The sequence below is a fragment of the Microcoleus sp. C2D2 genome (assembly GCF_036702495.1).
Classification (GTDB): Bacteria; Cyanobacteriota; Cyanobacteriia; order Cyanobacteriales; family Microcoleaceae; genus Microcoleus.
On the sequence record NZ_JAUBTO010000371.1, the window covers coordinates 1 to 1769 of the forward strand.

Genomic DNA, 1769 nt, shown 5'->3' on the forward strand with positions numbered 1-1769 from the left:
TTTTTATTCCACAGTGTAAGCAGTAGTTTTTGCCGTGTTAAGACTAAGTTGCTGTGCTATGCTTGATACGTTAACAATGTGCGTAAGGACAGTCACAATGAACGTTTGGAGCTTAATTATCGAGGCTTTTAAGATGCTGGTGGAACGTGACACGATTCTATCCGAGAGACTAGCTAAACTGGAAGAGGAAACCGGGCTAGAAATCACAGAGGAAAGCGTTACTCAATCGCAACTGCAAGAACTGGTGGGAAGAATGCAAGAACACCTTGTACCGCCCGCTCCAATGAGCCTCAAGGAAGAGTAACGTTTCGATTATCTCGGTTCTGGGTCTTTAGGGTTTGCCCGGTGCAACAACCGGGTTTTTTGTTGTTAGGCGCCTAAAGACTTCCTTTTTTACAGATAGCCGCCCGTGTTAGGCGGCTAAGCGCAGAAATATACTTGAAAACAGAGAGAGACTTTACTGCCTTGATTCGTACTATACACACAATGTGAGTGAAAGATTCCTGCTTCCGTGCCGGGCGATCGACAATAAAAAAACCGCCCTTTTTAGGGGGCGGTCGGTAGGGTGAGTCAGGGATGAGCTGGGGCTAGATATCTACCATCTCTACCGTGGTATCGACACCTAGGTAGTAACGTTGTATGACTTCTATGCTGTTACCACAGGCAGTAGCCAGTAGCAGTAAATCTGTACCAGACTGAGCCTGTAGAGTGATAAATGTATGGCGGGTATGATAAGGAGAGAGATAGCCACTAATTTTACCTTCCTCTACTAACTGAGTGACAACACCGGGATAGGTATAGGTTTTATTGCTTTTCTTCCCCCTGTATTCCCTCCAAACAGCGTCTAAACTACCAGAGTTGTACGATGCGCCTTGAGTGTTGAAAAACACCAAGTCAGTAGGCTTAGCGCCAACAGGCTTAATACGCAACAGTAAATCATTAAGCTTAGAATAAAGCTTGAACAATCGAATTTCTTTAGTTTTTGTAACCTGCGTGTTCTTAATTCTGCCATTGTATGACTTGGCAATAACTATATATTGACCGTCTTTCCCTCTCCAGATATCTTGCCACCTTAAAGCGAAAGCCTCACCGCTACGACAACCAGTTAAGAACAAGAATTCAACTAAAGGCGCTGCTTGACGCGTAGCAGCTTTGTCGGACTCATAAAATGTCTTGACAATAATATCTCGTTCATTTTTAGAAAATGAACGGGTATCGGTATCTTCTAAGTTGAACTCATGATTGCTCGTGTTCCACCATTCTTGTATCTCACCATCGGCGTTAATTGTTGACTTGTACTTGTCAATTTTATTTTCGGTAATGCCTCCCACTATTATGAATGGGTTAGCCGAAAGCTTAGTTTTACTTAGTGACTGTAAGCGGGTAAACGCTTCCGCCAACGCTGCTAGAACTTTGCGCTTTGTCGTAGGACTCAAAGGAGATTGCTTGATTCGATCAATGTCTATCGCGTTTACAGGCATATCCCAGATCGAACCACAGTTGGCAACAGTATGTGCTCGCAGTCGGTTATCCCAGACTAGACCTTTGACAGCGTTAGTAAATGCAATTTGATAATTCAACTTAAAAGTAGTTGGCTCTAGCTGTGGACACTTCCACTCTAAGTAGTCCTCCCACATCTCCCCTACTGTGATTTCAGGTTCAGGTTCAGGTATGGGTGCTGCCAGTTTTAACTCCAGGGTAAGAGCGTCTCAATCATGCTTGACAAAAGGAATCCGAAGAATCTAATATCTTGTCAAGAAAACAAGAAC

At 43.8% G+C, this 1769-nt stretch carries 2 protein-coding genes; one reads left to right on the plus strand and one right to left on the minus strand.

Annotated features, from left to right (window positions below):
* The first annotated feature begins 97 nt into the window (after positions 1–97).
* Positions 98–304: a hypothetical protein gene (locus QUB61_RS39265; RefSeq protein WP_333136863.1), complete on the plus strand. Its 207-nt coding sequence runs from the start codon at positions 98–100 to the stop codon at positions 302–304.
* Positions 305–587: 283 nt separating this feature from the next.
* Here QUB61_RS39265 and QUB61_RS39270 read toward each other — a convergent pair whose 3' ends face one another.
* Positions 588–1580 (minus strand): tyrosine-type recombinase/integrase, encoded by a 993-nt coding sequence (locus QUB61_RS39270; RefSeq protein ID WP_333136861.1) that lies wholly within the window; start codon positions 1578–1580, stop codon positions 588–590.
* Positions 1581–1769: the final 189 nt, after the last annotated feature.